The organism is Longibacter salinarum, from assembly GCF_002554795.1.
GTDB lineage: Bacteria > Bacteroidota > Rhodothermia > Rhodothermales > Salinibacteraceae > Longibacter > Longibacter salinarum.
This window is the reverse complement of record NZ_PDEQ01000004.1, coordinates 1-22,739: the sequence shown is the minus strand read 5'-3', so window position 1 is coordinate 22,739 and position 22,739 is coordinate 1. Positions and strand designations below refer to the sequence as shown.

20 protein-coding genes and 1 pseudogene are annotated in these 22,739 nt (G+C 59.3%); 10 read left to right on the top strand and 11 right to left on the bottom strand.

What is annotated here, in order from left to right:
• Positions 1-28 precede the first annotated feature (28 nt).
• Positions 29-1,087 (bottom strand): adenosine deaminase, encoded by a 1,059-nt coding sequence (add, locus tag CRI94_RS08560; protein WP_098075289.1) that lies wholly within the window; start codon positions 1,085-1,087, stop codon positions 29-31.
• Between the two features lie 357 nt (positions 1,088-1,444).
• On the opposite strand from add, the gene CRI94_RS08555 reads away from it, so the two are divergent.
• The 6 genes from CRI94_RS08555 to serA all read left to right on the top strand — a co-directional run bounded on the left by CRI94_RS08555 (position 1,445) and on the right by serA (position 7,251).
• The gene (locus tag CRI94_RS08555) at positions 1,445-1,768 is read left to right on the top strand and encodes a Sec-independent protein translocase subunit TatA/TatB (protein ID WP_098075288.1); all 324 of its coding nucleotides are present in this window, start codon (positions 1,445-1,447) and stop codon (positions 1,766-1,768) included.
• A 96-nt stretch (positions 1,769-1,864) separates the two neighbouring features.
• Positions 1,865-3,433: an Asp-tRNA(Asn)/Glu-tRNA(Gln) amidotransferase subunit GatA gene (locus CRI94_RS08550; RefSeq protein ID WP_098075287.1), complete on the top strand. Its 1,569-nt coding sequence runs from the start codon at positions 1,865-1,867 to the stop codon at positions 3,431-3,433.
• Between the two features lie 144 nt (positions 3,434-3,577).
• Positions 3,578-3,856, top strand: coding sequence for a hypothetical protein (locus CRI94_RS08545; protein WP_143815346.1), 279 nt, complete (start codon positions 3,578-3,580; stop codon positions 3,854-3,856).
• Positions 3,837-4,706 (top strand): succinate--CoA ligase subunit alpha, encoded by an 870-nt coding sequence (sucD, locus tag CRI94_RS08540; RefSeq protein ID WP_098075285.1) that lies wholly within the window; start codon positions 3,837-3,839, stop codon positions 4,704-4,706. Before CRI94_RS08545 ends, sucD begins: the two co-directional genes overlap by 20 nt.
• A gap of 163 nt (positions 4,707-4,869) precedes the next feature.
• Positions 4,870-5,454, top strand: a complete 585-nt coding sequence (gene yihA / locus CRI94_RS08535; RefSeq protein ID WP_098075284.1) for a ribosome biogenesis GTP-binding protein YihA/YsxC — start codon at positions 4,870-4,872, stop codon at positions 5,452-5,454.
• Between the two features lie 204 nt (positions 5,455-5,658).
• The gene (serA, locus tag CRI94_RS08530) at positions 5,659-7,251 is read left to right on the top strand and encodes a phosphoglycerate dehydrogenase (protein ID WP_098075283.1); all 1,593 of its coding nucleotides are present in this window, start codon (positions 5,659-5,661) and stop codon (positions 7,249-7,251) included.
• A 97-nt stretch (positions 7,252-7,348) separates the two neighbouring features.
• Here the strand turns inward: serA and CRI94_RS08525 are convergent, their stop codons facing one another.
• Positions 7,349-8,338 carry a YpdA family putative bacillithiol disulfide reductase gene (locus tag CRI94_RS08525; protein ID WP_098075282.1) on the bottom strand — a complete coding sequence of 330 codons (990 nt, stop codon included), beginning with the start codon at positions 8,336-8,338 and terminating at the stop codon, positions 7,349-7,351.
• A 615-nt stretch (positions 8,339-8,953) separates the two neighbouring features.
• Between CRI94_RS08525 and CRI94_RS08520 the strand changes: the two genes are divergently transcribed.
• A complete protein-coding gene (locus tag CRI94_RS08520) occupies positions 8,954-9,904 on the top strand; it encodes a hypothetical protein (protein WP_143815345.1) in 951 nt (316 codons plus the stop codon).
• Between the two features lie 194 nt (positions 9,905-10,098).
• Here the strand turns inward: CRI94_RS08520 and CRI94_RS08515 are convergent, their stop codons facing one another.
• The 6 genes from CRI94_RS08515 to truA form a co-directional block, all read right to left on the bottom strand.
• Entirely contained in the window at positions 10,099-11,661 is a 1,563-nt protein-coding gene (locus CRI94_RS08515) for a GAF domain-containing sensor histidine kinase (protein ID WP_098075280.1), read from the bottom strand.
• A gap of 563 nt (positions 11,662-12,224) precedes the next feature.
• On the bottom strand, positions 12,225-12,761 hold the full coding sequence (locus tag CRI94_RS08510; RefSeq protein ID WP_098075279.1) for a DUF411 domain-containing protein: 537 nt from the start codon (positions 12,759-12,761) through the stop codon (positions 12,225-12,227).
• Positions 12,762-13,039: 278 nt separating this feature from the next.
• Positions 13,040-13,525 carry a tRNA adenosine(34) deaminase TadA gene (tadA, locus tag CRI94_RS08505; protein ID WP_098075584.1) on the bottom strand — a complete coding sequence of 162 codons (486 nt, stop codon included), beginning with the start codon at positions 13,523-13,525 and terminating at the stop codon, positions 13,040-13,042.
• Positions 13,526-13,600: 75 nt separating this feature from the next.
• On the bottom strand, positions 13,601-14,872 hold the full coding sequence (locus CRI94_RS08500) for an arginine deiminase (protein ID WP_245846131.1): 1,272 nt from the start codon (positions 14,870-14,872) through the stop codon (positions 13,601-13,603).
• 257 nt (positions 14,873-15,129) lie between these two features.
• Positions 15,130-15,312 (bottom strand): hypothetical protein, encoded by a 183-nt coding sequence (locus CRI94_RS08495; RefSeq protein ID WP_098075277.1) that lies wholly within the window; start codon positions 15,310-15,312, stop codon positions 15,130-15,132.
• A gap of 182 nt (positions 15,313-15,494) precedes the next feature.
• On the bottom strand, positions 15,495-16,247 hold the full coding sequence (gene truA / locus CRI94_RS08490; RefSeq protein WP_098075583.1) for a tRNA pseudouridine(38-40) synthase TruA: 753 nt from the start codon (positions 16,245-16,247) through the stop codon (positions 15,495-15,497).
• A 43-nt stretch (positions 16,248-16,290) separates the two neighbouring features.
• Here truA and CRI94_RS08485 point away from each other — a divergent pair, with 43 nt between their 5' ends.
• Positions 16,291-16,848 carry a shikimate kinase gene (locus tag CRI94_RS08485; protein ID WP_179862219.1) on the top strand — a complete coding sequence of 186 codons (558 nt, stop codon included), beginning with the start codon at positions 16,291-16,293 and terminating at the stop codon, positions 16,846-16,848.
• Positions 16,849-16,890: 42 nt separating this feature from the next.
• Here CRI94_RS08485 and radC read toward each other — a convergent pair whose 3' ends face one another.
• The gene (radC, locus tag CRI94_RS08480; RefSeq protein ID WP_245846130.1) at positions 16,891-17,679 is read right to left on the bottom strand and encodes a RadC family protein; all 789 of its coding nucleotides are present in this window, start codon (positions 17,677-17,679) and stop codon (positions 16,891-16,893) included.
• A gap of 275 nt (positions 17,680-17,954) precedes the next feature.
• Positions 17,955-19,067, bottom strand: coding sequence for a transcription termination factor Rho (gene rho, locus CRI94_RS08475; protein WP_098075275.1), 1,113 nt, complete (start codon positions 19,065-19,067; stop codon positions 17,955-17,957).
• A gap of 981 nt (positions 19,068-20,048) precedes the next feature.
• On the opposite strand from rho, the gene CRI94_RS08470 reads away from it, so the two are divergent.
• Positions 20,049-20,864, top strand: a complete 816-nt coding sequence (locus CRI94_RS08470; RefSeq protein ID WP_098075274.1) for an alpha/beta fold hydrolase — start codon at positions 20,049-20,051, stop codon at positions 20,862-20,864.
• A gap of 63 nt (positions 20,865-20,927) precedes the next feature.
• On the top strand, positions 20,928-22,559 hold the full coding sequence (locus tag CRI94_RS08465) for a UDP-N-acetylmuramoyl-tripeptide--D-alanyl-D-alanine ligase (RefSeq protein ID WP_098075273.1): 1,632 nt from the start codon (positions 20,928-20,930) through the stop codon (positions 22,557-22,559).
• Between the two features lie 70 nt (positions 22,560-22,629).
• Here CRI94_RS08465 and CRI94_RS17880 read toward each other — a convergent pair.
• Positions 22,630-22,739 (bottom strand): annotated as a pseudogene (locus tag CRI94_RS17880) (IS5/IS1182 family transposase); the annotation flags it as partial.

Sequence of the window (22,739 nt, the reverse complement as noted above, 5' to 3'; positions counted from 1 at the left end):
GGGGGCAAGCGAGACGTGCGTGGACCCGTTACCAGACCGGTGTTTCGTCACTTGGAGCGAGAGGGAAATCATCGATCACAGATCGTAGCAACGCCTGTTTTTCATCGCGTCGGATAAAGGCATACCGAAAGCCATTGATGGCCACTTCCCGGAGTTCCTCCGCATCAATGTCGCAGTACTGGTAAACGCTCCACAGTTCGTCGGTGACCGATGTCCGGCTGAAGAGTCTGTTATCGGTGTTGACCGTTACGGGCACGCCGTTCTTGACGTACGTCGTGATCGGATGCGCCTCCAGGCTCGGGACCACGTGCGTCTGCACGTTCGACGTCGGGCACATTTCAAGAGGGATGCGATGGTCGGCAAAATACTGCATCAGCTCAGGGTCCTCCTGAAGAGATATTCCGTGGCCAATACGGTGTGCACCGCAGTAGAAAAGGGCCTGCCGGATCGAGTCCGGCCCCCAGGATTCACCGGCGTGGACTGTCAGGTTGAGCAGGTGGTTTCGCGCGTGATAAAAGGCATGCAGGTGGCCCTTGGGCGGGTTTCCAGCCTCGCCGCCTGCCAGGTCGAACGCGACGACGCCGCGGTGGCGGTATTCGGCTGCGAGTTCAGCCTGGCGCATCGACGCGCTCTCATACCGATCGCGCAGGCCGCAGATGATGAGGCCGGTATTGATGTCGAGGTCGCGCTCTGCGTCTTTCAACGCCTGCAGGACCGTCTCATTGACCTCTTCCAGCGATAGCCCTTCCTCGGTGTGGAGGATCGGAGCGTACCGGAGTTCGAGGTGCCGTACGTTCTCTTTCGCATTATCCTCTGCCAACTCGTACGTGCAACGGTACAGCGCCTCTTTCGTCTGCAGGAGGGGAATGGTGTATCGGAACCAGGCTAGATATGCCTCCAACGTCTCCGAATTGTCGACCTCACGGAGGATTTCCTTCAGGCCCTCGACCGTGTCACTGGGTAAAACCTGCATTTTGCCCTCCTTCTCCGCGATGTCAATCATCGTGTCGAGGCGAAGAGAGCCGTCCAGGTGGCAGTGAAGTTCGGCTTTCGGCCAGTCCAGAATATCGTCGCGGGTAAGAGTCATGCAGGGCGTTAGTCAGGTCAAAAAGAGGGCGATCTGAGCGCGGTATAGACGGTTCAGATCTCGTGCCTGCGTAACCGAATCGACGGGCAGGCGGTTTCGTCTCACGAGAAATGCTTGATGGGGCCGACCGGCGTTGAGATGGGATTCGAGAAAGCGTATGAATCAGATCCGCCGCTGATCGATTGTAGGAACTGTAGTGGCGAGGCCAGGTCAGCCAGGTCGGAGCATATTCGATCGTGGCGCGGTTGGCGTTCGCTATCCATTCACGCACGTGGTGCGAACTGCCGAAGGTGCAGTGAGTACGACCACCGTTGCGGCTTCGCGACGAGAACGAACCATCACATACCCCGCTTTACCATGGGTACTCCCGGCCCTCTAGAACTCTTTCTTATCTTCCTCGTCGTCCTGTTGATATTCGGGGCGAACAAGATTCCCGAAATCGCTCGGGGCATCGGTAAGGGCATCCGTGAATTCAAGGATGCGACGAATGAGATTTCTCGCGAGTTGCAGGCAGAGGACCAGCGACGCCAGATCGATCAGCCGCGCCCGCCGCAACAGGGAGCGCCGCAGGCTCGTCAGCAGCAGCAAGAGCCGGTCGCACGTGAGTCGACGGACGACGCTCCGCCGGAGCCCGCCCGCGCGGACAATCCCGGCGACGACGCAGCTTCCGAGTCCAAGTAGCTCGCGCGGTGGTAATCCACGTGGCTACTGCCATGTACGTCTTCGTTCGACGCTTCGCCTCGATCCTTTCCCGCAGCGATTCTTCCCCGTTGTACGATGAACATGCCGACGTTTGCTGAAGCCCACCGGGCGATTGAGCAAGGAGAGACCAGTTGCGAAGAGCTGGTCTCTTCCTTTTTGCAGCGCATCGATGAGAGGAATGAGGAATTGAACGCTCTGCTGACCGTGGATCGGGACGGAGCGCTCAACCATGCGCGCTACCTGGACAGCCAGCGTGAGCGCGGAAATGCGCGTCCTCTGTCCGGTCTCGTCCTCGCCGTAAAAGACAATATCTGCATCCGGGGCCAGCAGGTGACCGCTGGGTCCAAGATGCTTGCGAACTTTTCCTCGCTCTACGATGCGACGGTCATTGAGCGATTACGGGAAGCCGGAGCGATCTTTATCGGGAAGGCGAATTGCGACGAGTTCGGCATGGGGTCGTCGAATGAGACATCCCATTTTGGTCCTGTTCGGCATCCACACGATACAGAATTTGTGCCGGGGGGCTCGTCGGGGGGATCCGCTACAGCGGTCGCAGCCGGCTTTTGCCACATTGCGCTCGGGTCCGATACCGGCGGCTCGATCCGGCAGCCCTCCGCGTTTTGCGGGACGGTCGGGCTGAAGCCGACGTATGGACGGGTCAGCCGCTCGGGCCTCGTCGCGTACGCCTCGTCGCTTGACACGATCGGTCCGATGGCGCGCTCGGTGGAAGACATCGCCACCGTGTTGAACATCATTGCCGGGGAAGACGCGTCCGATAGCACGAGTGCGCCCGTCGATGTGCCGGACTACCTCGAAGCGCTCGATGTGACGGTGGGAGATACCGTCTCGGGGCTTCGCGTCGGTATTCCGAAAGAGTACTTTGCCGAGGGCATCGACCCGGATATCGATCGGATGGTCCGTGCGCAGGTCGAGGCACTCGAAGATGATGGAGCCGTCGTCCATGAGGTGTCGCTGCCGCATACTGAGCATGGCGTTGCAACGTATTACCTCCTGGCAACAGCGGAGGCGTCAAGCAATCTGGCTCGCTACGACGGCATCCGCTACGGTCATCGGGCCTCCGAGGAGGACACCGTCGAGGTGCTTCAGGAACAGCGAGCGGAGCTCAAAGAAGCAAAGCAGGAGGCCGAGCGAAATGGCAATGCGCAGCGCGCGGAGCGGATCGCGACCCAACTTAAGGATACGAACTCGACACTGGACGCCCTGTACACGCGGTCGCGAACGGAGGGCTTTGGCGAAGAGGTCAAGCGTCGCATCATGCTCGGGACGTATGTCCTGTCCGAGGGCTACTACGACAAGTACTACGAGAAAGCACAGCGCGTGCGGACGCTCATCCGTCATGACTTCGATCGAGCGTTCGAGTCGTGTGACGTTCTGATTGCACCGACGACCCCGACGCCGCCATTTCGTCTCGGCGAGAAAACGGACGACCCGCTGTCCATGTATCTCAGCGATGTGTTTACGGTGCCCGCGAGTCTGGCCGGCGTCCCATCCCTCTCCGTTCCCATCGGGCGGCACCCCTCCGAGCCGAACCTACCTGTTGGCATGCAAGTGATCGGCCGCCACTTCGACGAGTCCCTACTCCTTCAGGTCGGCCAAGCCGTCGAACGAATCAATGAGGGATGAGCGGTGAGGTGCGGGGGGATGGGGACGTCTGAAGGTATGGAAGTGTGAAGGTGTGGACGGTAGAAACGGAGAGATGGTTGGCCGCAAGCGTGGAAAGCCAGGTCCCGTAAGGGCGCATCGCAATGCGCCCGCCGCGTATCGCCGTTGGTTCGCCAGAGCATCGACATGCGCCCGGGCTACGTTCTACCGTTGCTACGCCAAACGCCGCAGCGCCGTCTCGCGGACGAAGAAATGCCGGAGATTTTGCGGTTGCGCGGTGTGCACCGTACCATCGACACCGTGGAGGGCGCAGGCGCCGCTCGTCGTTCGAACAATCGGGCGATTCGCGGGCATGAGCGCCTGCGCGAGAGCGCCAATCCGATATCGAGCACGACACGCCAACTCAAAGCAGCCTCGTCTACGCATGAGCATTCTGGTCAATAAGGACACCCGCCTGGTGGTGCAGGGCTTTACCGGCTCGGAGGGCACCTTTCACGCGGAGCAGATGATCGAGTACGGCACGAACGTCGTGGCCGGCGTGACCCCTGGCAAAGGTGGTCAAACGCACCTCGACCGCCCCGTCTTCAACACGGTGGAGGAAGCCGTCAAACAGGAGGGAGCCAATACCTCTATTATCTTCGTTCCGCCGCCCTTCGCCGCAGACGCCATTCAGGAGGCGGCAGAAGCCGGGATCGAAGTGATCATTTGCATCACTGAGGGCATCCCGGTCAAGGACATGAAGCCGACGTATCACTACGTCCAGAAGTCCGGTGCCCACCTCATTGGTCCGAACTGCCCGGGCGTGATCACTCCCGGAGAGGCTAAGATCGGCATCATGCCCGCAATGATCTTTGAGCCCGGCAACATCGGTGTCATCTCCCGCTCCGGTACGCTGACGTACGAGGCGGTCGACCAGCTTACGCGCGCCGGCTACGGCCAGAGCACGGCGGTTGGCATCGGCGGTGATCCCGTCATCGGCACGCGCTTCATCGATGTCCTCAAGCTGTTCGAAGCTGACGACGACACGGACGCCGTCGTGATGATCGGTGAAATTGGAGGCTCGGCGGAGGAGGAAGCCGCGGCCTTCATCAAAGAACACATGACCAAGCCGGTCTTTGGCTTCATCGCTGGCCAGACGGCACCTCCGGGGCGCCGCATGGGTCACGCGGGCGCGATTGTGTCCGGGGGCTCAGGAACGGCAGAAGCCAAGTTCGCCGCGCTCGAAGAAGCGGGCGCAACGGTCGTCAAAAACCCGGCGCTCATCGGCGAAACGGTCAAAGAGACGATCGGGTAGGTCAACCAGCGGAGAACGTTTGCCCTCCGCTCCCGACCCCGACAGACAGTGGCGCCGCGTCTCCGGAAACGGAAGCGCGGCGCTTTTTTATCGGCTCGCCTCCGCATACCGAAGCGTTCGCACTTCCATTTCGCCTTCCGCATTTAGCCCTTCGCATTACATCATGTTTGACAAAGCAGAATTTACGAAAGGGGTTGTTTCGTGGAAGCAATTGCCTCGCGACGGCCGCCCAGAGATTGCCTTCGTTGGTCGGTCCAATGTTGGGAAAAGCTCGATGCTGAACGCAGTGATGAGCCGCAAAAAGCTTGCGTACGTCAGCAAGCGCCCCGGCAAGACGACGGAGTTCAATTTCTTTCTCATCGATGGGAAGTACTACTTCGTCGACCTACCGGGATACGGCTACGCCCGCGTCTCGAAGAGCATGCGGGAGAAATGGGCAAACCTGATCGAGCAGTATCTAGACGAACGGCAGACGCTGCGTGCGGTCGTTCACCTGATCGATAGCCGGCATCCTCCGATGGAGCAGGACGAGGACCTGATCGACTTCATGCGGGGGAGTGATGTGCCGTATCTCATCGCTTTAACGAAGGCTGACAAGCTCTCTGGAAACGAGCGCTTTAAAACGGTCCAGCGTCTGGAGAAACGTCTGGAGGAGGTCGGACGGTCCGTTCCAATTATTCTCACGTCTTCGAAGTCCGGACGCGGGATCAAGGAGATGCGGGGATGGCTGCGAGACTTTCTGGGATAGCCAGCGCCGGGAGCCGTAGGGTCCGCCCGGGCTCCGTTACGTGCATCGGAAGCGCTTCCGTGGAGAGCAGGCCGGATTTGGGTGGAGACTGTGTGCAGAGTTGGCGGTTTCTTTACGGAGCGCCTCCTGCGTTCGACGGCAACGGTGGCTTCCTTACAAGCGTACGGTCTTGCCTTTCTTCCCACGAAATCTGAGCCCGGCTTTATGCCTCATACAGTTCTGATTACGGACCCCGTCGATCCGGTCTGCACCGACATGCTGGAGAACAAGGGGTTCGAGGTAGATTTGCTTCTTGAGTACGACGAAGAGACGCTTCGAGAGCACGTCTCATCTGCCAATGGGTGGATCGTTCGAAGTGGCACGACCGTCACGGCCGAGTTGATCGAACTGGCCGACAACCTGGAGGTCATCGGACGAGCCGGGGTCGGCGTTGACAACATCGATCTGGATGCTGCCACGCGCAAAGGCGTCCTCGTGTGCAACGCGCCGGACGGAAATACCATCTCGACGGCGGAGCATACCACGGCGATGATGCAGGCGCTTGCTCGCACCATCCCGCAGGCCAATCGGTCGCTGTTGAGTGGAAAGTGGGAGCGGAAGAAGTTCTCCGGCTCGGAGCTCCACAGCAAGACGCTCGGAATCGTCGGGGTTGGCAAAGTTGGACGAGCCGTAGCCGAGCGCATGCAGGGCTTCGGCATGAAGCTCCTGGGATTTGACCCGCTGGTGTCAGAGGAGGTCGCTGCGCGCCATGACATCGAGCTCGTCGATCTCGATACACTGATCGAAAACAGCGACTTCATCACGATTCATACGCCGATGAATGAGGAGACGCGAGGTCTGCTGGGAACCGAGGCCTTTGAGCGCTGCAAGGACGGCGTACGCGTCGTGAACTGTGCACGCGGGGGCATCGTCGACGAGATGGCGCTTCTCGATGCGCTCAAGGCCGGGAAGGTTGCCGGCGCGGCTCTCGACGTTTACTCGAAGGAGCCGCCCCCCGAGGAGCTCACCGAGCTTATTCAGCATCCGAATGTGGTTGCGACACCGCATATTGCCGCGACGACCGGGGCGGCGCAGGAGAAGGTCGCCCAGCAGATCACGGAGCAGGTGATCAACGGGTTGATGGGAGAACCCGTGATGACACCGGTGAACGGCATGGCGATTCGGATGGCCGCGCAGCCGGAGGTGCAAACATATCTGGAGCTGGCCGACCGCCTCGGGCAGATCGCCTACCAGCTCATGGAAGGAAACGCACAGAGCCTGACGGTGAAGTGTCGCGGTGAAGTGCCGCGTCGGTACGCGGAGGTTCTATCAGTCGCAGCACTTCGGGGCGTGCTCAACCAGTGGGCCGACGAGCCGGTCAACTTCATCAATGCACCGGTGCTTGCTGAAGACATGGGGCTCCGCTTCAGTGAGACCCGAGAGGCCGAGCACGGTAGCTATACGAACTTAATTGAGGTCGAGGTCAAAGCCGGAGACGAGACGCACGTCGTGGCCGGGACCATCTTCCATGGAACGGATCTGCGCATCGTCCGGATCGACACCTACGAACTGGAGGCGAAGCCGGAAGGAGAGATGATTCTATACCGCAACGTTGATCGTCCCGGCATGCTAGCGACGGTCGGAGATCTGCTGGCGAAGGCCAACGTGAACATCGGTGCGCTGGCGCTCGGCCGGAAGGCACGCGGTGAGATGGCGCTGACCGCGGTGAGCGTGGATGACGAGGTCCCTGCTGCTGTGCTCGAAGAGATCGCATCCCTTGATGGGGTCGAAGACGTTCGATCCGTTAAAATCCGTTAGCAGCGGCTTGTAGATTGAAGAAAAACAGAAACGCGACGGCCCGGACGGGGTCGTCGCGTTTTCTATGTCACTGGATTTCTGACCAAGACGCTGGCGATTACGCGTCGACCGCAACCGATTCCTGAAGATGTGCAGCTGCGTGGTCCACGATTCTCTCAGCATGGAATCGGCCGTTTTCGATGAACCACCGGGACGTATCGCATCCGCCGCAGACCGTTCCTGCGAGATAGAGTCCGGAACGGTTGGTTTCGAAGGTTTTCCCTTCCTCGTCGTGCACGGGCGTTCGTGCCTCATCGTCTCGAATAGCAATGCCGAACGATTCGAGCATCGCGTAATTCGGTCGATATCCGGTCATGGCGAGGACGAAGTCGTTATCGATCTCCTTCGTTCCGTCTGGCGTATCAACGATAAGCGACGTCGGCGTGATGGCTGAGACCTCGCTGTCGAAAAGTGCATCGATGCTTCCTTCCCGAATCCGATTCTCGATATCGGGTTTCAGCCAGTACTTCACGGTGTCGTCGATCCCACTGTCCCGCACGATCATGGTTACGTTCGCCTCGTGCCGAAAGCAGGCAAGGGCTGCTTTTACGGCAGAGTTCGCTGCGCCGACGATGGCGACATCGGTGAGAGCGTACGGATAGGGCTCCTTAAAGTAATGCGTGACCTTGTCTAGGTCCTCGCCCGGCACGTCCAGGCGGTTCGGAATGTCGTAGAACCCAGTTGCGACGATGACTTTGCGAGCGCGGTAATCGTCTTTTTCCGTGACGACGGTGAAATTTCCATCGCCGCCGTTCACGGTCGAGACACCTTCGTACAGCGCAATGTCGAGGTTTTCTGTTGTCGCAACGCGCCGGTAGTAATCGAGCGCCTCCTCGCGGCGTGGCTTGTATTCCCGCGTGGAGAACGGGTACCCGCCGATTTCAAGGCGTTCCGGCGTCGAGAAAAACTCCATTTGCGTGGGGTAGCCGATAAAAGAGTTGCAGAGCGCTCCTTTATCGAAGATGCGTGCGTTCAGATTACGCCGCTTGGCTTCAATACCGCACGCGAGGCCGACGGGGCCTGCACCGATGATGATGACGTCGAGCATAGGTTGCTTCGTTGCTTTCAGAAAGTCACGTCGGCTAAACCGTCACTCGTTCCCCGCAGTTTCTCGGGTGGTGAGTGTTCGCGTGAACGTCTCGCAATGTGTCGACGTGCCTGTGCTGCAGGGTCGATGTCACCTTATGGCTTGCAAGCGACGCATATGGATTCCGTTGGACAGATGGTACGAACACGGAATCGGAAACGCCGAGAGACAATGTTCGCAACGCCGTGTGGATCTCGGATTGAGCATCGTCAGATGGTTTGTCCACTCGTCCGGCGGGAGAATGGGCATTCGGCAGTGCCGGACGCCGGGCGCGGTTGCTGGTACGCATCCCCCTGCGAAAGGACCACGGATGTCGGGTGCGTGCCGAGATGATCGTATGGGCACATGGACGCGGATCCGTTCAATCCCGTACCCACCTTCGAGCTCATCCGTACGGAGTCGAGCCCTGGATTTGCTGTCGACCATGCTACGGTGCTTTCGCCCACCGTCGGTCATCCAAAAGATGATGCGAGTGATGCTGGGCTTGGTTTCGTTACCACAGTAACTCCGCGGGAATGTCGTGTCCGATGTACACGGATCGCCGCCTGCGCCCCCCGTAAAGATGCCTGTCCATCTATGAGAGTCGCGCTTCCGTTTGCCGTTCCCATTAGCAGTTTGGTCGCCGTCTATATTTTCCCCGACCATGCTGGTGCTCTGACCGCTGCGCTTGTTGCTTCAACGCTTACGTTGGCCCTCGCGGCCCCGGCGATGCTTTCGTCCCGAAAGAACGCCGAGGAGCGGTCCGATACAGCGAAAAGGCGTCGTCCCTATATTATGTGGCTGGTCGGTGTTGCGGTTGAGGTCGGTCTCGTGATATGGACATTTGCGAGCCTTTCCATGCTGGTCATCGTGCCGGAGGAGGCAGCACGTTGGAGCATTCACCTCGGGGTATCAATGCTCACCGTGATGGTCTGGACGCCGCTCATTCTCTTCCTCAAGCCCGATGAACGGGTAAAGGAATCTGTAGAAGAGGAAGCGATCGAGCCAGTGACGGAGGAGGCAGAAGACTTCGTTCCCGAGCACGAGCAGCGTATTCGGCGTCCGCAGCAAACCGAAGAGCCAGAGTACGCGACATCGGATACCGGTGCTCGCTCACTCTGGTCGTTTGGTGAGTCGACGGGCGATGGAAAGGCACAGTCGGGTCGTGCCCCAAAGATGGCAGCCACCGGGCCATCCCGTTCATCGAACGGGAGTCGCAGTGCAACAGCGGATACCGATGCAGACGAGACCTGGGCGCAGTGGCCGGACGATGACGCCGATCCTCAGCCAGAAGGTCGAACGCTCTGGTCGTTCCCGCGTGAGGACGACGAGGCCTTCGAGCGATCCAGTGACGCTCCCGATCCGGAGCGCGAGGCACGGGTGGCGGCTGACGTTGCACAGACCGAGTGGGACGGTTCGTCTGACGACGACGAACCAATGGCTTGGGACATTCTTGAATCCATTCTGGAAGAGGAAGAAGCCCAGGAATCCACGAGCGAGAACTCCTGGGAGCCAGACGAATGGCCCGACTTTAACTACAACGTGTAGCGGCCACGACATTTGCCAAGCGTCGTGCACAGGACGGTTAGGCTTTTTGTCCCAACCGCCAGCGGACCCAGTGAGCGCGAGACGGAGGGATGCGCAGAAAGGCGTTCGACGCAGGCGTAGCCGAGTTGCGTCGATGAAGAACGACGTCGCTTTGGAATCAACCGGCCGCGCGTACCGTGTGGAGAGTGTTCAGCCTAGTCCAGCGGAACCGCTGGCAGGTGGATGTGGAAACACGTCCCGATGCCCTCGCTCGTATGCACGTGGATTGCACCGTTCATAGCTTGAACCAGATCACTCGTGATTGCGAGTCCGAGCCCCACGCCGGTGGACGACGAGTCGTTTTCGCCATCGCGACGTTTTGGTCCGCGCGTATACGGATCAAATAGTGTGTCGATTAGCTCGTCCGGGATACCGGGACCATTATCAGCGATCTCGATCAAAATGCTCGGATCATCGATATGCGTCATCTCGCCCGGATTGTCATTGGCTCCCGGGCCGCGCGCAGGTAGCTCTCGGACATCCTTGCTAAATGCGATGCCCCTACGCTGCGGAGATCCATCTCCCGACACGTTAAGCATCGTTTCCTCTCGACTATCGCCGCCCTGGCTCGTCTTGGGCAGACGTAACGTTACATGAACCTGATCGTCCGGTCCTGTGTGCTTGATCGCGTTGCCGATGAGGTTGTCCATGACGCGCGTCAGGGCGCTACTATCAGCGCGCGCGAAGAGGGGGGCATCGGGTACATGCATCGAGAGGCGGTCGACCTGAGACTCCGTCATCATTTCGACGCCCTCACACGCAGCCGTCACAATATCGAGGACGTTCACTGGAACGAGTTCGAGTTCGAGACGCCCGGAACGGAGTTCAGCGAGCTCGAGAAGGGATGTGATTAGCCGGTTCATTCGCGTTCCTGCGCCGCGAATTTTTTCAATGTACTCTTGTCCGCTCTTGCCCGGACGCGGTTCCTCGATCACGCGTTCGAGCAGATCGTTGAAGAGCAAGATGCGCGTCAGCGGCGTTCGCAGATCGTGCGTGATGCCGGCAAAGAACTGAGACATCGTCTCTTTTGCGGATTCCGCTTTGTTGCGCGCGTCGCGCAATTCCCGCTCTCGATCTTCTCTGCGGCGAATCTCACGGCGGAGTTCAAGTTCGTCCATCACGACGTCAGCGAGATGGAGGAGATGCTGGATCTTCTCCGAGTCGACCGGTTCGTTGCGCGGCTCCGGATCCAGAACACAGATTGATCCAATGATGTCGCCCTCGTCGGTGATGAGGGGCGTCCCGACGTAAAAGCGGATGCCAGGCGTTGCTGTCACCAGCGGGTTGTTCGCGAACCGATCATCCTGACTGGCATCGGGTACGACGAGGACATCGCGGGCTTCAAATGCGTGGATGCAAAAAGAGGTCTCGAGCGGGCATACGTTTCCGTCAATGCCAACAGCAGCCTTGAACCACAGGTGGTTCTCCTCGATAAGCGAAATGAATGCTGAGTGCGTATCGAACAGGTGTGCGGCTAACTCTGCGATCCGGTCGAAGGCATGCTCCGGTCCCGGGTCAATGCCGTCGACGACCGCATTGGTGCCGATTTGCTTCGGACGGTCGCTTCCTGCTGAGGCGAACACGATATTCCCGGTCGATTCCGCACGGTCGACATCGTCACTATTCTCAGAGGAAAGCGGCGTAAATGGATGAGCGGTCATCAGTAGATCAGGAAGATGGAAGTCGACCGATGCATCGGCGTGGGTTGGAATACCCACGTATGCTGTACTGTATACAGGAAAACGATTACAACTCGCTTCGCTTCGGCGCTTGGGGCGCTCTGTGGGGCTCAGAGCCGTCAAGCTCAATCGACGCCAGGGAACGAGATCGGTCTAGGCGACCATCAGACCCTACACATTTGACCAGCGAATCGCGAAAGCTATCTGGCTATCATCTGTGTCAGCGAACCGGCAAGAAACAGACGCCGGCAGCTTTTGCCGTTGCTCGTGGACGAAGCACTGCGACCAATGGAGCTACGAAAGAAGGGGGCACTCGAGTTGGGGACATCGGGTTTCGGGGACTCCACATCCTCGAGTGAATCTGCAATCCCGACCCGTTCATGACTGCGGTACGGTGGACTAGAAGGGGCTGGACAACAGATAATAAAAGGTCGTTACAATCTCGTCAAAAGTCAACTCGCATCTGAATTCGGTTGAAGGAGCGACGGGAAGGTTTCTGAGCAGGGGACTGTATAGACAAATCCCGCCCCCACAACAGCACGTCGCGGAGGCGGGATCGGATGATTTGCGTCCCTTGGGGGGCAACAGATGCTACCTTGTAACTACTTGTGGTATTCGGCAAAGAGTCCGGTTGACCCATCGGGGTTGAATGCGAGTACGTCGTACGGTTCCTTGCGATCGCCCTGCTCCATACCGGGCGAGCCGATGGGCATTCCGGGAACGGTGAGTCCGTGAACGTCTGCGTCCATCGCGAGCAGTCGCTTGACCTGCTGGGCAGGTACATGTCCCTCGATGACGTAATCTCCGATCACGCCGGTGTGGCAGGAAGAAAGGTTGCGGGGGACGCCGAGCTCTGACTTTTTGCGACCGAGGTCCGTTATGTTAACCTTCTCGACGGAAAACCCATTTTCGCGAAGGTGGTCGACCCATTTACTGCAGCATCCACAGGTAGGACTCGAGTAAACGGTCATTGTGGGCGCCGACTCAGCGATCCCCTCGAAATTACGTGCCGAGGCAGGCCCAGCCTGCGATGCGGCGTCGGGTTGCATAAACGTGTAGATGAGAATGCCGGCGGCTGCGATCAATATACCGGCAGCAAACACCTTCAGGTACGTCGAGGAAGAATAAAACGTAGACATCGCGTTCAGCAGGAAGGGGTCGTAAAAAGCGTGGCGAGTTTGATAACCTGTTTGGCGGATGGACCGCGAAAACGTGAGCGCAGCCGTCCATACCTAATCCTTAGGCCGCATGGTTATAGGTTGGCACGGATGCAGCAGGCACGGCCTGTGAAATCACCGAAGCCTAAGGTTGAGAGCGGCGCGAGGACCGACCGTCGGGAGGTCCGTACCGTAGGATCGCCTAAAGCTCTCCGCCAGATAAGATCTGAACGGGTTACACTCTCATGTGCTCCCTCGACCTATTCTTGACGGGCTGATTCGCGTTTTTGACGGAAGAAGTCTCGCAAGATCCCGCCCGCGCGCTCACTGTCCAGCCCGGAGACGACCTCAACCTGGTGATTCAGTCGATCGTCCTGGACGATGTTATACAGCGTAGAGGTAGCCCCCGCTTTTTCATCGAACGCACCGAAAACGAGGCGGTCCAGGCGCGAATGTACGATTGCGCCGGCGCACATCGGGCAGGGTTCGAGCGTCACGTAGAGCGTGCAGTCGGTAAGAAACTTTTCGCCAAGCGTCTCGCAGGCCGCCGTAATCGCGATAATCTCAGCGTGGGCCGTCGGGTCGTTCAGTTGCTCGACCATATTATGGCCGCGCCCGATGATCTGGTTGTCCTTTACAACGACGGCGCCCACCGGGACTTCGTCTGCATCGAACGCGCGTTCGGCTTCGCGAAACGCTTTCTGCATCCATTTGCGATCCGGTTCCATCATGCGATCGAGCGACATCGGTCGGAGAGAGCGTGAGAAAAACAGTGTCGAGCGCGTCATCACCGTGTGGAAGCGTGGCGCTGCCGACAGTGGTTAGCTGGTGGTCCGAGCGATCGGGAGTGTCATGCAGCGGGGACCGCCACGACCGCGCGAGAGCTCCGTGCCGGCGAGCTGGATTGCCAATTTCTCAGCGCCGGGCGTGTAATCGGAGTCCTCGAAGTAGGAGAGGAAACTTTCGGCTTTGACCACGCGATAGCCACGGTCGCGTAGGCCCTCGAAGGTGCGGCGGTTTCGCTCATACCCGATAATAGCGCCCGGTCCTACGGTGAACACATTCGCACCGTCGGTCCACTGCTCTCGTTCCTGCTGAAGACGCTCCCCTCCACCACACTTGACAAATGTGATTTCGCGCTCCAGCAACTCCTCCAGTGCCGACCGAAAGCTGAGCCGCATGTCCGTCACAAATTTGCCCTCCGTGCCGGACGCCGTCAGGTGAACGCAGTATCCGAAGGAGTCATTTTCGATGACGGGCGGGAAGACGACGCACTCGTCAGGCGAGGCGAACGTGAACACCGTATCGAGGTGCATCATCGCCCGGATCTTCGGTAGATCCACAGCCAGAACGTGCTCGACCGGCGTATGCTCGAAGAGCTCGTGGGCAATCGCCATGATCGCACCGAACGAGGTGCGCTCGGAGTGTCCGATAAGAACGGTTTCTGGAGAGGCGACGAGGAGGTCTCCACCTTCGAAGGTAACCCCTTTGGGTAGCTTGATGATGTTGTCCTGGACGTCCTCGAACCGCGGATGGTGGTGGAGGACGACGTGGATGATAATGCTCTCTCGCGTGCGTGCGGAGGTCGCGGCGTGGCTCATAATGATGCGATCGTGCACAACCGCCGCGAGGTCCCGCGTGAACATCAAGTTGGGGACGGGGAGCGTCATGACGGGCAGATCACTCTCGCCCGTCAGCGCGAAGCGATGCAGTTCCTCCGGCGAGAGTCGTTTCAGGTCGTCCTCGACGGCCTGCAGGTTGGCTTCAGGCAAGGACTGGCAGAGACGCTCGACGAAGTCGTATCGCGCGTCCTCCGACTGGAAGGCTTCGAGAAGCAACTCCCCGATCTGCAGCACGGCGTCGGAATGGCCGACGATTTTCTCGAACACCGCGCACATCAGGAGGTGCTCCTTTTTCGCGTGGCCGACGTATAAAATGTCGTCAAACAGGAGCTCCAGCCGATTGCTTGGAGAAACCATCTCCATTTCGTGGCCAGGCGTGTGAACAATGACCTGGCGCAGTAAATCAGCTTCCGAGGTTACGCTGAGTGAACTGGCGTCGGTACGGGGCGGGGAGGCGGCGTCGACAGACACAGACGGTAGGAACTGATGAGGGAGTGGACGAGAGATACGGGCTGATGAAAAGACGAACCGTCAACCGTCGTTGCTCAACGATCCAGAGGGCATGTTGCTCCGAAACCGCTTCCAGATTACTGGAGGTTGTGCGTCACGTCGCTCAGCACGTAGACAAAACCTCGGTTACGGAACGCCCAATTTCTACCTATCGCAGAGAAGTGCCGAAGGATTCGGACGCTCTCGTTCTCCCAGAATTTCAGCTTGAGGCGGGATGCTCAGCCGAGGAGTCGGTCGACGACCTTCACAATGATCACCGCGATCAGGACAAGAGCGAGCAGCTTGATGCCGAACCCGAGCACGGCAACCGCGATGTCAGCGATAATGCCGAGGACGCTGAGCCCGATCATGATAAGGATACCGATGATGATCCATCGGAGAATGGTCGATAGGTCGTTCATGGTTGGGCGCGTTGATGAACGTCAGAGAAGCGGTTTGGCAGACGGTCTCCGGCCACCACAGTGGCGCTGACCTCCTCAAGGTCTACCCTTTCTGGCTGTTGATTCATCCGCCACAAAGGATCCAAACGCGTGGTGTCCTGCGTGAAGTCTCGCCAATACAACGTGTAGCCCTACGGTAAGAGTTACAGATCCGAGGGTGAGTCGTATCCCACGTTCTCCAGTACCAGACCCTCAGGCGGCATGGACGGGCCGGCTTCCCGGCGGTCACGTGTGGACAGCAGCCGCGGGAGGTCGTCGACGGGGCGCTGTCCCCGACCGATTTCGACGAGTGTGCCCACAATCGCTCGTACCATTCCGTGGAGGAAGCGATTGCCTTCAATTTCGAAACGCCAGAAGCCGCGTCTTTCTTCTTCGACCCAGTTCGCTTCGTACATATGGCAGACGCGATTCTCTGTGTCGGACTGCGTGATGCAAAATGCACCGAAGTGCTGTTCGCCGAGCAAGTCGGGAGCGGCTTTGTTCATGAGCTGCACGTCCGGAATGGGGCGCACGAGGGTGCGCGTGAACCGGTCGAGCGCGCAGGGCTGGGTGTGGATGTGGTAGTGATAGCGCCGACGCCGGGCGTCGTATCGGGCGTGAAAGCTTTCGTGCGTCTGCTCAATGTGACGAACGGCGATGGCGTCGGGTGTGAGACCGTTCAATGAGCCGCGGAGACGGAATGGATCGGTTCCCTCGGGGAGGTCGACGTGCGCGATCTGACCGCGAGCATGAACACCCGCATCGGTGCGTCCAGACCCGGTCAGCCGGATGCTCTCGGAGAAGATGGTCTGCAGGGCGTCTTCGAGCGCGCCCTGTACGGTTACAACATCGGGCTGGATCTGCCAGCCATGGAAATCCGTTCCATCATACTCAATGAGAAGTTTGAAGCGCGGCATATCGACCGAATCGAACCAGGCATATAAGACAGCACCTGTCGCAATGCGCATTTACCTGTCCGGTTTCATGGCGAGCGGGAAGTCGACCGTTGGTCCTCTCGTCGCCGAGCGTCGGGATCTCGACTTTCTCGATTTGGATGACGCCATCGAGGATGAAGCCAACCGATCCGTCCCGGAGATTTTTGCTATAGAGGGTGAGCTCGGCTTCCGGCAGCGGGAGACAAAAGCGCTCTGGGCGACGGCTGAAAACGACGATGTTGTCGTCTCACTTGGTGGAGGAACGATCGTGAGCAAAGAGAATCGAGACTGGGCGATGGAGCACGGTCTCGTCGTGACGCTACAGGTCGATGCGGACACCATCCTGGATCGTGTGGCGGATGAAGCAGACCACCGACCGCTGCTTCAGGATGAGAATGAGCAGCCGCTCGCCCGGCAGGCCATGCGGCGGCGGATCGAGCAGATGCTGTCGGAGCGTCGCGCGGCGTACGAGCAGGTTCACGCCGTGGTCGATGCCGATCGGGAGCCCGACGTCGTCGCGTCGGTCATCGACGAAATCGCCACAGTGTGGAAGCATCGCGGGGAGGTCCACAACGTCGGCTGACGTGGTGCCGCGTGAGGGCAACACCAGTGAGCAGAGCACGGGTCAGCTGATGACGCCTCGAGAGGCGAGAGAAGTGAAGCTGTCGCCCGCGATGATGATGTGGTCCTGAATCGGGATGCCCATCAGGCCGCCGGCATCCACAAGCTGGCGCGTAATGCGAATATCCTCGCGGCTCGGCTCCAGATTGCCGGACGGGTGATTGTGCAGGCAGATGACGGAGGCGGCGTTGTCGAGAATCGCTTTTTCAAACACGGCGCGCGGCTCGACGATACTGGCGGCAAGTCCACCTTCGCTGACGGTGTAGTCGTTTAGTATGACATTCGCCGTGTTCAGATGGACCACCTTGAAGATTTCCTTTTTGAGGTCGCGCATGAGCGGACCGTAGACGGCGGCGACATCTGCGGGGGACGTGACCTGGACGCGTTCGCCGGATGTCTGAGAGGCGGCGCGCCGACCCATTTCAAATCCAGCCATCAGGGTGGACGCTTTCGCCGGTCCAATCCCGGGGACGCGCGTGAGCTCCTTCAACGCTCGCTTCGAAAGAGAGTGGAGGGAACCGAAGGTGCTGAGCACAGCACGCCCAAGTTGAACGGCCGAGATCGGTCCGTCGCTCGTCCGCGTGCCCGTCCCGAGAAGGAGGGCCAAGAGCTCAGCATCCGAGAGTACGGACGGACCCTGTTGCATCAGCTTCTCGCGCGGGCGGTCGTCCGGGTCCCACTCGTGAATCGGGACGTACATGAGCGGGGCGAGGGGTTCGTTGGTCGTTTCCTTCGAAGGGGTGTGTTCGGATGCCGGTTCGTCAACGGATTCTTCGCTCGTGGTTTCGGACATGCAGTCGCGGGCGTGTCGTCAGGAGAGGCCTTCGAATCGTAGGTTCGGGGCGCTGGATATGCTTGGCGCCTATCTGTAAGACCCACGCCGGACCGAAAACATAACGTACGCTGGAACAGCGTCTGGCTTCGACTTGCACTTGTCGACGTCCATCTGGACGGAATGCGATCGTACGCAGGTCTTGGGCGCGTGCGCAGATCATAGAAAAGCGGCTCAACCCTAAAGGCTGAGCCGCCGTCATCCACGATACGTGGACGTTCGAATGTGAACCGGTATTATTCCGGCACAAACTCGTTGAGGAAGTGCAGATTGGTCGGGCTGTTGCGCAGGTGGCGGAGCAGCGCCTGCATCGCGTCGACCGGCGAACGGGAGTTGAGCGCGCGGAAGAGCTTGTTGTGCTTCTGGATGCGCGCCTGGCCGAGGAGGCGTTCCTCGTTTCGCGTACCGCTTTCGCGGAGGTTGATCGCCGGGTAGATGCGCTTATCGGCCATCTCGCGGTCGAGCACGATCTCGGAGTTACCCGTGCCTTTGAACTCCTCGAAGATCACATCGTCCATTCGGCTGCCGGTTTCGATCAGCGCCGTGGCGATGATGGTGAGCGACCCGCCGCCTTCAATATTTCGCGCGGCGCCAAAAATTTGACGTGGCACCTTCAGAGCTTTCGCGTCCAGGCCACCGGAGAGGGTACGACCGCTCCCATCAATGGCAAGGTTGAACGTCCGCCCGAGACGGGTGAGCGAGTCGAGGAGCATCACGACGTCCTTGCCGAGTTCGACGAGGCGCTTGGCGTACTCGTGGGCGAGGGTCGACACGCGGACGTGGTTGTCTTCGCCGCGGTCGTTTGACGACGCGAAGACCTGTGCGTTGGTCGTCCGGCGGAAATCCGTGACCTCTTCGGGACGCTCGTCAACCAGGAGGGCGACGAGTTCGACGTCCTCGTGATTCTGGGAAATACCGGCCGCCATCTTCTTCAACAGGACGGTTTTACCAGCACGCGGAGGCGCGACGATCAAGGCCCGCTGCCCTTTTCCGATTGGGGCGACGAGATCGACGACACGCATCGAAATGTCTTCCGGCCCGGTGATGAGGTTCAGCTTCTCATCCGGGTAGATGATCGAGCCGTGATCGAAGTCTTTCTTCTGGGCCCATTCCTTCGGGGGAACGCCCATCACGGTGTCGATCCAACCTACCTGCATTCCACCCTTGCGGCCGGGCTTCAGCGATCCTTCGATGAGAACACCGTCTCGAAGATTGAACTTGCGGATAAGCGGAGGCGGCATGAACGGATCGTCATCATCCTTGGGAAGGTCAGGCCGCATTTCCCGCATGAAGCCGTACTTCTTATCACCGATGAGTTCGAGGAGCCGGCGAAACGATTTATCTGACATAAGACGGAAAGAAGGTGATTGATCGACTCGGCAGCCGAATGAGGTGGACGCGTCGCTGTACGCTAAGCTCGTGCTGTAGCCCTATGGGACGGGGGAGCATGGTGGGCGTACGACAGATACCGGTCCAAGACGGCCGGCCGCCGATATGCTACGGGTGTAAGATCCAGATAAAAAAGGTACTTAAGATGTCGCGTGGCAGACACCGGCTGTGTTCAACCAGCGAGGTTGAACCTCGATGCCTGCATGACATGCAACGGCGAATGCATCGGGCCGTCAGGTGGTGCAGCTATAACGTCTACCGTATGCCATGCTGCAACTGGGTAAAGGCCCCTCGCCATACGGGGCTTCGGCGGGCAATGGACCAGCAGGCCCGAACATCGTCTATCCCGCGAGAACGGTAAAATTAACTCCAGGTCTACGGTGATCGCGACGAACCTCGGCGGAAGCCGTGAGGTACCTCGTCGATCAGCCTCGCCAGCAGGAATGCATGTGTGTCGTTAGGCTGCCGGCGGGCATGGTGGCGTCACACGACATCCGCAGACCATGGCTGATCGTGCCAAGACGGCACGTGACAACCCGGGGGCGGGTACATGCAACGCATCCTTGATGCGGCGTGACGAATCATTGCGATACGACATGCTAGGATCCGTTCGCTTTCACCGTACATGTGCTACATACGGTGGCAGCAGGAACCGCGAGGGGATACAGACCGATGCGAGGGCATCGGCGAGGGATGATCCTCGGGGACTCGTTTCCGCGAACCTCCGAGTAGTGCTAGGGAGGATACAACGCGGAACGGAGATCGTCAACGCCAGACCTTACCAATCTTGGACTGATGGAAGGATACGCACCGAAAACGTACCGGTACGTGGGGCGGAGACGGGGTGACGATGAGTTTCAAGAAGGTGGAACGCTACCTTAACAGGATGGTTTCCCGAACGATCTATCTGCTCGTGCTCCTCATCTTTTGCCGCTCTCTTTGTGACGTACCAGGACCTACATATCGACGATAGCGGTCCGGTCGATGCCCCGCCCGTAATTTTGCTTCACGGGTGGGGTAGCAATGCCCGGAATATGCAGCCCGTCGCGGATGGACTCTCCGGTCGCTTCAGGATACATAATATTGACTTGCCGGGACATGGAGAGTCGCCTCCGCCGCCGGAGCCATGGGGCGTTCCAGAGCATGCAGACCTGCTTTTGGCGTACATCAACAACGTTATTGGAGGAAAGGTGACCATTTTCGGTCATTCGAATGGTGGTCGCATCGGGTTGTACATGGCGGCCACTGATCCGTACGCTGAGGTCGTCGATCGACTCGTTCTCGTTAGCCCCTCTGGCATCACGCCGGAACGGTCCTGGTCGACGCGTGCAAAGGCGACATTGGCGAAGACGCTGAAGGCTCCGGTCATGGCTCTGCCGTCGCCGCTGCGAGAACCTGCTGAAGACTGGCTCCGCCATACGATTCTGTGGCGCTCGCTTGGTTCGACCGACTATAATCAGGCCTCTGGTGTCATGCGTGAAACGTTCGTCAAGACCGTCACACACACGCTGGATGGCCCCGTTCATCGTATCGATGTACCCACACTCATTTTCTGGGGAACGGAGGATACAGCCGTCACGCGACCGCAGATTGAGCACCTGAAAGACGCGTTGTCGGACTGTGGTGTCGTGGAGCTTGAGGGCGCAGGGCATTACGGTTATCTTGATGAACCCTCGACGGTTTTGTCCGCGACCCGCTATTTCCTCGAAAACGCCGGTGTCAACAAGGAGCGGGACGGCGATCCCGCATCTGGATAGACGGCATGCTGCTCCGTCGGCTCCCATCTTTCTGCCCCTTCGTTCTTCTGCTGCACGCCTCGCATGACCGTCCTGCTCCTCGTCCTTGCTCTTCTGGCCTCCCTGTTCGCCGGGTGGCGCACCATGCGCCGGGTGCGCTTCTTCCTCCACGTCTTTCAGCTGGAAACATACAAGCTGGATCGTTTTGCGAACTGGTGCACGAGCCACATCACGGATGCCGTCGTCCGGGTTTCGCACGTCGCTGGTGTCGCGATCTTGCTGGCCGCAGCGGCCGGGTTTGCATTTTTGACGCCCGGATGGGTGGCCGCGGGTGCGTTCGTGCTGTGGACCGGGGCGTTTATCTCGTCGAAGCGGTATCGCAGCACACAGCAGAAGAAGCCGCTCGCGTTCACGTCGCGCATGACGCGTCTTGCCGTAACGGCCGGCGTGGTGTCGGCAATTCCCGTCGTTGTCGGCGGATGGGTCGGGTGGGGCACAGGAGATGCTTCCGGGGCTTTCTGGTACCTACTGGGGCTCTTCGTTGCTGACCTTGCTGCACCGATCTGGGTCGCCATGGCCGCGGGTCTGATGACGCCGGTCGAAACGAGCATTCAAGAAGGATACAAGCGGCAGGCCCGCGCGAAGCTTCAGGAACGCTCCGACTTGCACGTCATCGGCATCACCGGCTCGTACGGGAAGACGAGCACCAAATTTATTCTGGCAGAGCTTCTGCGTCAGAAGTTTAATGTGCTGGCGACGCCGAGTTCGTACAACACCCCAATGGGGATCTGCATTGTCGTAAACAACAAATTGCGGCCGGAGCATCAGGTCCTGGTTCTCGAGTACGGAATCCGCTACCCGGGAGACATCGAGGAGCTCACGGATATCGCGCGACCGGATACCTCGGTCGTGACGACGATCGGCATCGCCCATCTCGAGACGATGGGGACGCAGGACGCCATCGCGCAGGAGAAAGGGACACTTGTTGAGCATACGGCACCGGGAGGACCGGCCGTACTGAATCTAGATGATCCGCGTGTCGAAGCGATGCGGGAGCGAGCCGACGGGCCGATCTGGGGCGTTAGCCTGGAGGACCATCCAGACGCGAAAATCACGGCTTCGAACATTTCGTACGACACCAGCGGTACCCGATTCACCGTCCAGGACGACACCGGGGCGGAGGCAGAATTTCGGACCCGACTGCTGGGGCGGCACAACGTGGTCAACATTCTGCTCGCTATCGCCGTCGCGCGCTCGATGGGGCTCCGTCTCCGCGCCATGGCACACGCCATCCGGCGGGTGGACCCGGTCGAGCATCGCCTTGAGCTCCGTCAGCGCGGCGCCATCACGGTGATTGACGACGCATTCAACTCAAATCCCGTCGGTGCTCGAAATGCCGTAGAGATTCTGGGCCAGATGAATGGCGGCCGCCGCGTCATCGTGACGCCAGGCATGGTCGAGTTGGGCGAGCGGCAATGGGGTGAAAACAAGCAATTCGGGGTACACATCGCGGAAAACAAGCTCGACCTGGCTGTTCTCGTCGGTCCGGATCAGACGGAACCCATCCGTGAAGGCCTTCGCGAGGCCGGATTCCCGGAGCACCAGACCAAGGTCTTCTCGTCGCTATTCGACGCACAGGAGTTTCTCCAGACTTATCTGCGAGAAGGCGACATCGTGCTGTACGAAAACGACCTCCCGGATCAACTAGAGGAATAGGTTTGAAAGTGTGAAAGTGTGAAAGTGTGAAAGTGTGAAAGTATGAAGGTGTGAGAAGCTGTTTGGCGGATTAGGTAACGCGGCGGATCATGAGTCTAATCATGGCCACTCGGACCATGGCTTCTGACATTTCAGGAAGACGTTCATAGTCTCGAATGAGGCGACGATAGCCGCCAAACC

Coding starts and splice junctions, on each gene's coding strand:
- add (WP_098075289.1), bottom strand. CDS start 1,087: ATGACTCTTACCCGCGACGATATTCTGGACTGGCCGAAAGCCGAACTT.
- CRI94_RS08555 (WP_098075288.1), top strand. CDS start 1,445: ATGGGTACTCCCGGCCCTCTAGAACTCTTTCTTATCTTCCTCGTCGTC.
- CRI94_RS08550 (WP_098075287.1), top strand. CDS start 1,865: ATGAACATGCCGACGTTTGCTGAAGCCCACCGGGCGATTGAGCAAGGA.
- sucD (WP_098075285.1), top strand. CDS start 3,837: ATGAGCATTCTGGTCAATAAGGACACCCGCCTGGTGGTGCAGGGCTTT.
- yihA (WP_098075284.1), top strand. CDS start 4,870: ATGTTTGACAAAGCAGAATTTACGAAAGGGGTTGTTTCGTGGAAGCAA.
- serA (WP_098075283.1), top strand. CDS start 5,659: ATGCCTCATACAGTTCTGATTACGGACCCCGTCGATCCGGTCTGCACC.
- CRI94_RS08525 (WP_098075282.1), bottom strand. CDS start 8,338: ATGCTCGACGTCATCATCATCGGTGCAGGCCCCGTCGGCCTCGCGTGC.
- CRI94_RS08520 (WP_143815345.1), top strand. CDS start 8,954: ATGAGAGTCGCGCTTCCGTTTGCCGTTCCCATTAGCAGTTTGGTCGCC.
- CRI94_RS08510 (WP_098075279.1), bottom strand. CDS start 12,761: ATGTCTACGTTTTATTCTTCCTCGACGTACCTGAAGGTGTTTGCTGCC.
- tadA (WP_098075584.1), bottom strand. CDS start 13,525: ATGTCGCTCGATCGCATGATGGAACCGGATCGCAAATGGATGCAGAAA.
- CRI94_RS08495 (WP_098075277.1), bottom strand. CDS start 15,312: ATGAACGACCTATCGACCATTCTCCGATGGATCATCATCGGTATCCTT.
- truA (WP_098075583.1), bottom strand. CDS start 16,247: ATGCCGCGCTTCAAACTTCTCATTGAGTATGATGGAACGGATTTCCAT.
- CRI94_RS08485 (WP_179862219.1), top strand. CDS start 16,291: ATGCGCATTTACCTGTCCGGTTTCATGGCGAGCGGGAAGTCGACCGTT.
- radC (WP_245846130.1), bottom strand. CDS start 17,679: ATGTCCGAAACCACGAGCGAAGAATCCGTTGACGAACCGGCATCCGAA.
- rho (WP_098075275.1), bottom strand. CDS start 19,067: ATGTCAGATAAATCGTTTCGCCGGCTCCTCGAACTCATCGGTGATAAG.
- CRI94_RS08465 (WP_098075273.1), top strand. CDS start 20,928: ATGACCGTCCTGCTCCTCGTCCTTGCTCTTCTGGCCTCCCTGTTCGCC.